Annotated in this window: 7 protein-coding genes; all 7 read left to right on the top strand. The window is 65.1% G+C overall.

Annotation, left to right across the window (positions count from 1 at the left end; genetic code table 11):
• The first annotated feature begins 81 nt into the window (after positions 1 to 81).
• Positions 82 to 414 carry a four-helix bundle copper-binding protein gene (locus tag AC5JJ6_RS36720; RefSeq protein ID WP_496046777.1) on the top strand — a complete coding sequence of 111 codons (333 nt, stop codon included), beginning with the start codon at positions 82 to 84 and terminating at the stop codon, positions 412 to 414.
• 46 nt (positions 415 to 460) lie between these two features.
• The gene (locus AC5JJ6_RS36715) at positions 461 to 604 is read left to right on the top strand and encodes a hypothetical protein (RefSeq protein WP_496046776.1); all 144 of its coding nucleotides are present in this window, start codon (positions 461 to 463) and stop codon (positions 602 to 604) included.
• 231 nt (positions 605 to 835) lie between these two features.
• On the top strand, positions 836 to 3,214 hold the full coding sequence (locus AC5JJ6_RS36710) for a putative monovalent cation/H+ antiporter subunit A (protein ID WP_496046775.1): 2,379 nt from the start codon (positions 836 to 838) through the stop codon (positions 3,212 to 3,214).
• Positions 3,211 to 3,630: a Na+/H+ antiporter subunit B gene (locus AC5JJ6_RS36705; protein ID WP_496046774.1), complete on the top strand. Its 420-nt coding sequence runs from the start codon at positions 3,211 to 3,213 to the stop codon at positions 3,628 to 3,630. The genes AC5JJ6_RS36710 and AC5JJ6_RS36705 overlap by 4 nt, the downstream gene beginning before the upstream one ends.
• Entirely contained in the window at positions 3,631 to 4,077 is a 447-nt protein-coding gene (locus AC5JJ6_RS36700; protein WP_496046773.1) for a Na+/H+ antiporter subunit C, read from the top strand. It begins immediately after the preceding gene.
• A complete protein-coding gene (locus AC5JJ6_RS36695; protein WP_496046772.1) occupies positions 4,074 to 5,612 on the top strand; it encodes a Na+/H+ antiporter subunit D in 1,539 nt (512 codons plus the stop codon). Before AC5JJ6_RS36700 ends, AC5JJ6_RS36695 begins: the two co-directional genes overlap by 4 nt.
• A complete protein-coding gene (locus AC5JJ6_RS36690; protein WP_496046771.1) occupies positions 5,609 to 6,082 on the top strand; it encodes a Na+/H+ antiporter subunit E in 474 nt (157 codons plus the stop codon). Before AC5JJ6_RS36695 ends, AC5JJ6_RS36690 begins: the two co-directional genes overlap by 4 nt.
• Positions 6,083 to 6,211 lie beyond the last annotated feature (129 nt).

Raw genomic sequence — 6,211 nt, 5'->3', positions numbered from 1 at the left:
CCGACCTACACAGGCAAAGGCATTCGCACAGGTCAATCTCTTCGGCCCTTGGTATCACTCCCCAATCCGGAAGGAAACGCCATGGCCGCCAGCATGGACGAGTGCATCCGTAACTGCACCGAGTGTCATACCATCTGCGTCAAGACCGTAACCCATTGCCTGGGTGTCGGTGGCAAGCACGCCGATCAGGGGCATATCCGCATGCTGCTGGACTGCGCGCAGATCTGCGCCACCAGCGCCGACTTCATGACGCGCGGCAGTCCACATCACCGGCTGACATGCGGAGCCTGTGCGGAGATATGCCAGCAATGCGCGGACGATTGCGAGCGAATGGCTGGAGGCGACCAGCAGATGCTTCAATGCGTCGAGATGTGCCGACGCTGCGCCGCGTCCTGCCGGGACATGGCGGCATAACCGGGATCAGGCCCTTCCACGGCCACTCGAACGGCGGCGCGAGGCGATGAACAGCATCGTCGCCAGCGCCGCTACGCCTGTTCCGATCCCGATCGACAACACCACGGCAATCCCTATGGTCGCCGTTCCGACGAGAACGAGCAATAGGAGCCACACTCCCAACGCCACGATAGCGCGGTCGGACATCTAAACACCCCTGTACCTGTCTCCCTTTTGCGGGAACTATAGGCCGGGCAGGGGAAGCGCCGCACGCGGCAAGCTGTCGCTGGGTAAGCTATGGTTTCTTTTTTATAAAATTCAAATAAAAAGTTCTCGGTTGAAACATACTTGGCTAGCCCCATATAGCCCGCGACTTTTCGAACGAAATCAACAGTCAGCGGCGCCGGAGGGGCATCATGAAACTCGCGGATGAAGTCCGCCGATGCTGAGCGCTATTCTCGGCATCTTTATATGGTCGCTGCTGGCACCAATTGTCGCACGAAGATTGCCCCGGATTGCCGGCTGGGTGCTGGCGGTCGTTCCGGCGGCGGCGACTATCTGGTTCGCCGGCTTCATCCCCGAGATCGCGGCGGGCGGGGCCGTGCGCGAAGCCGTCGCCTGGATACCCGGTCTGGGCGTCAACCTGTCGTTCTACCTGGACGGACTGAGCCTGACCTTCGCGCTGCTGATCTGCGGCATCGGCACGCTGATCGTGATCTATTGCGGCGGGTACCTGCACGGCGATCCGATGCTGCCGCGCTTCTTCCTGTTCATCCTGGCCTTCATGGCGTCGATGCTGGGCGTCGTTCTGGCGGACAACATCATTTCGCTGATCGTCTTCTGGGAGTTGACCAGCGTCACGTCCTTCCTGCTGATCGGCTATCTGCACGACAGCGCGCAGTCGCGCCGCTCCGCCTTGCAGGCGCTGCTGGTGACCTCGATGGGCGGATTGGTGATGATGGCGGGGCTGATCCTGCTTGGACTCACCGGCGGTTCGTTCGAGCTGACGGAACTGGCCGGTCAGAGCGGGATACTGCGGGAGCACCCGTATTACCTGGCGATCCTGATCCTGATCCTGGCCGGGACCTTCACCAAGTCGGCGCAGTTCCCGTTCCATTTCTGGCTGCCCAACGCGATGGACGCGCCGACGCCGGTCAGCGCCTACCTGCATTCCGCCACCATGGTCAAGGCCGGCGTCTACCTGATGGCGCGGCTGGCGCCGACGCTGGGCGGGACGGAGGTATGGACCGTGACGCTGGTGTCGTTCGGAGCATTCACCGCCTTGCTGGGCGCCATCCTGGCGGTGCGCCAGACGGACCTTAAGCGCATCCTGGCCTATACCACGATCACGGCGCTGGGCCAGCTGACGATGCTGATCGGTATCGGCAACACCTATGCGGTCGAGACCTTCACCGTCTATCTGCTGGCCCACGCCTGCTACAAAGGCGCGCTGTTCATGGGCGTCGGGGCCGTCGATCACGAGGCCGGCACGCGGGAGGTGACGCAGCTCGGCGGATTGCTGGCGCTGATGCCGGTCACGGCTGCGGCGATCGGGCTGGCGGCGCTGTCGAACGCCGGCCTGCCCCCGTTCCTGGGATTCATCGGCAAGGAGTTCATGTATTCAAGCACCGTCGGCCTGGGCGACGGCGAGATGGCGCTGCTGGGCTGGCTTGCGACCGCCGCCATGGTCGCCGCCAATGCCCTGATGATCGTGACGGCGGGGCTGGTGTTCGTGAAGCCGTTCCTGGGACGCCGGACCGAGGCTGCCGGCCATGCCCACGAGGCGCCGGTCAGCCTGTGGCTGGGTCCGGTCGTTCTGGCGGGCATCGGCCTTGGGCTGGGCGTCTTCAACGGTGCGCTGGAGCGCTGGTTCGTGGCTCCCGTCGCCGCGTCGCTGACGGGCGCTCCCATGGATGTCCATGTCTATCTCTGGGGCGGCTTCACGGTGCCGTTGGCCCTCAGCACCGTCACGGTAGCGCTGGGCGCCTTGATGTATCTGGGATGGCCGCGGGTCAAGGCGGCGCTGGACGGCATCGCCGGCGCGCTGGGCTACGATTCGGACCGCGGCTGGGACCGGATCCTGAAGGGGCTGGTCAGGGTGGCGCTGCTCCAGACGCGGGTGATCCAGTCCGGCTACCTGCGCCACTACATCATGTTCACGATCGGCTTCACGACCCTGGCGGTGGGTGGAACGATGGTGGTCAAGGAGGCGGGCGTCGCCCCGTCGCTCAACGCGATGCTGGCTGCGCCCTATGCCGCCTGGGCGCTGTCCCTGACCGTGGTGGCGGCAACGGTGGCCGCCGTCATGGCGGAATCCCGGCTGGTCTCCATTCTGTCGCTGGGCGTGGTCGGCGTGGTGATCGCACTGATCTTCCTGCTGTACGGGGCCCCCGACGTGGCGATCACCCAGTTCATGGTGGAAACCCTGGTGGTCATCATCGTGGCCCTGGTGCTGGCCCGCCTGCCGCGCCTGACCGCCTTCGCAAGGCCCGACCGGCGGAGCGCCGTTCGCGACGGCGTCATCGCGGTCGCCTTCGGCGCCGTCGTGACGGCGGTGATGCTGGCCGTGATCGACCTGCCGATCCCGCTGGACCTCAGCGAGTATTTCGCGGAGCGGAGCTACACGGAAGGCTTCGGCCGGAACGTGGTCAACGTGATCCTGGTCGATTTCCGGGCGATGGACACGCTGGGCGAAATCCTTGTTGTGGCGACCGCCGGGCTCGGGGCCTTCGCGCTGCTGAAGGCCCGGCCCCGGCGGGAACCGCCCGGAGGCGAGAATAAGGCCGAGGTGAAGCCGGGAATGGGGGGAGACCGGTCATGATGGACAGCCTTATTCTGAGGACGGCGACCCGGCTTCTGCTGAGCCTGATGCTGCTGTTCTCCTTCTTCATCCTGTTGCGCGGCCATAACGAACCCGGCGGCGGCTTCATCGGCGGATTGATCGCCGCCAGCGCGTTCGCGCTCCACTCCATCGCCTTCGGTCCCAGGGCGCTGCGCACCGTTCTGGTGTTCGATCCCCGGTCGATCGCCGGGGTCGGCATGCTGTGCGCCATCGCCGCCGGGCTGTCTTCCGCCGTCATGGGCGATGCTTTCCTGACGGCCGGATGGCTGCATTGGGGCGAGGGCGACGCGGCGTTCCATGTCGGGACTCCCCTGCTGTTCGATATCGGCGTGTTCCTGGTCGTGATCGGCGCGGTGCTGACCATCGTGCTGGCGCTGGAAGAGGAGGACGTCTAGGTGGAAACCCTCGTTGCCTTCACGGTAGGCGTCATGGCCGCCGGCAGCGTCTACCTGCTGCTCAGCCATAACCTGGTGCGCGTGCTATTCGGCCTGATCCTGCTGAGCAATGCCGCCAACTTCGTGATCTTCGCGGCGGGCGGCATGACCGAAGGGCTGCCGCCGCTGATCGGGCCGGAAGAGAAGGCGCTGACCGGCGTCTATTCCAACCCGCTGCCCCAGGCCCTGATCCTGACCGCCATCGTCATCAGCTTCGGCCTGCTGGCCTTCGCGCTGGTGCTGGTCTATCGCGGCTATCAGGAACTGGGCACGGTGGACAGCGACCGCATGCGTCTGGCCGAGCCGCCGCACCCCGACCAGGACATTCCCGAGCCGGAGGAGCCCGGCCGGCTGCATGTGCGCGACGCATCCAGGCGGGTCGAAAATCTCGGGAGCCCCCAATCTTGAACGAGTCTATGGTGAGCGGGGTTATGTCGAGCTGGTATCTGGTGGCCCCCATCGCAGTCCCGATGACGACGGCGGTGCTGTGCATCCTGCTGTCCAGGCGGCGCGACCTTCAGCGGATCGTCAGCGCCGCCGGCGCGGGCGTACACTTGGTGGCGGCGGCGCTGCTGATGGCGCAGGTCTGGCAGGGCGGCATCCTGGCGGGGCAGATGGGCCAGTGGCCCGCCCCCTTCGGCATCACGCTGGTGGCCGACCATCTCAGCGCCGTCATGGTGCTGATCACCGGGATCATGGGCTTCGGCGTCGGGCTATACAGCCTGCGCGACGTCGACGAGAACCGGGAAAGGAACGGTTTCCATCCGCTCTACCACGTGCTGCTGACCGGCGTCACCGGGTCCTTCATCACCGGCGACCTGTTCAACCTGTATGTCTGGTTCGAGGTGATGCTGATCGCCTCCTTCGCGCTGCTGGCGCTGGGGTCGGAGAAGGTGCAGCTCGACGGCGCGATCAAGTACGCGGCGATCAACCTGGTCTCCACCGTGATGTTCCTGATCGCCGTCGCCGTCCTCTACGGGATGACCGGCACCCTGAACATGGCGGATCTGGCGGTGCGGGTGCCCCAGGTCGAGCAGCGCGGCATGATGACGACGGTGGCCGTCATGTTCATGATCGCGTTCGGCATCAAGTCGGCCGTGTTTCCGCTGTTCTTCTGGTTGCCGGCCTCGTACCACACCCCGGCGGTGGCGGTTTCCGCGATCTTCGCCGGGCTGCTGACCAAGGTCGGCGTCTATGCGCTGGTGCGCACCTTCACGCTGATCTTCACGGACGATGTCGGCTACACCCACGACGCCCTGCTGGTGGTGGCCGGGCTGACCATGCTGACGGGCGTGCTTGGCGCCGCCGCGCAGAACGAGATCCGGCGCATCCTGTCGTTCCACATCATCAGCCAGATCGGCTACATGATCATGGGACTGGCGCTCTACACGCCGCTGGGCCTGATCGGGGCGGTGTTCTATCTGGTCCACCACATCATCGTGAAGACCAACCTGTTCCTGGTGGCCGGCGTCGCCAAGCGGCTGACCGGATCGATGGACCTGAAGAAGATCGGCGGGCTCTACAAGTCGTCGCCGCTGCTGGCGGTCCTGTTCCTGATCCCGGCGCTGAGCCTTGCCGGCATCCCGCCGCTGTCGGGCTTCTGGGCGAAGTTCGTCCTGATCCGCGCCAGCCTGGAGATCGAGTCCTGGGCCATCGCCGCCGTCGCGATCCTGGTCGGATTGCTGACGATGTTCTCCATGACCAAGATCTGGGTCGAGGCGTTCTGGAAGCCGCACCCGGACGGCGACGACAGGAGCCTCAGCATCGGCGACCTGACGGTGAGCGAGCGGGTGCTGCTGGTCGGTCCGATCGTCGTGTTCGCGGGTTTGACCATCGCGATCGGTCTGTGGACGCAGCCGTTCCTCGATCTGGCGACGCGTGCTTCGGCCGAGTTGATGAACCCGGCCGGTTACATCGACGCGGTCCTGGGGGCTCGGCCATGACGCTGTTCATGCTCAATCTGGCGCTGGCCATCGTCTGGCAGGTGGTTACGGGTTCGTTCAGCCTTGGCGGGCTCGCGGCGGGCTTCGCCGTGGGATATGCCACGTTGTGGATCGCACGGCCGATGTTCGGCGACAGTCCCTATTACGGCAGGCTGTGGCGGATCATCGGCTTCTTCTTCTACTTCCTGAAGGAACTGGTCGTGTCGAGTCTCCGGGTCGCCTATGACGTGGTGACGCCGCCGATCCATGCCCGGCCGGGCGTGATCGAGGTGCCGATCGAGGCGAAGACCGATCTGGAAATCACGCTGCTCGCCAACCTGATCACGCTGACGCCGGGCACCCTGACGCTCGATGTGGCGCCGGACCGCAAGTCGCTTTATGTCCACGCCATGTTCGTAGACGATCCGGAGCAGATCCGGGCTGATATCAAGAACGGCATGGAACGCCGGCTGCTGGAGGTGATGCGATGAGAGACGACCTTTCGCCTTTCCTCAACTGGTCGATCGAGATCACCTTCATCCTTCTGCTGGTGTCGATCGTCATAGCCTTCGTCCGGCTGGTGCGGGGACCGTCGCTGCCCGACCGGATCGTGGCGCTGG

Source organism: Skermanella sp., from assembly GCF_059503625.1.
This window is presented reverse-complemented; position numbering and strand designations above follow the sequence as displayed.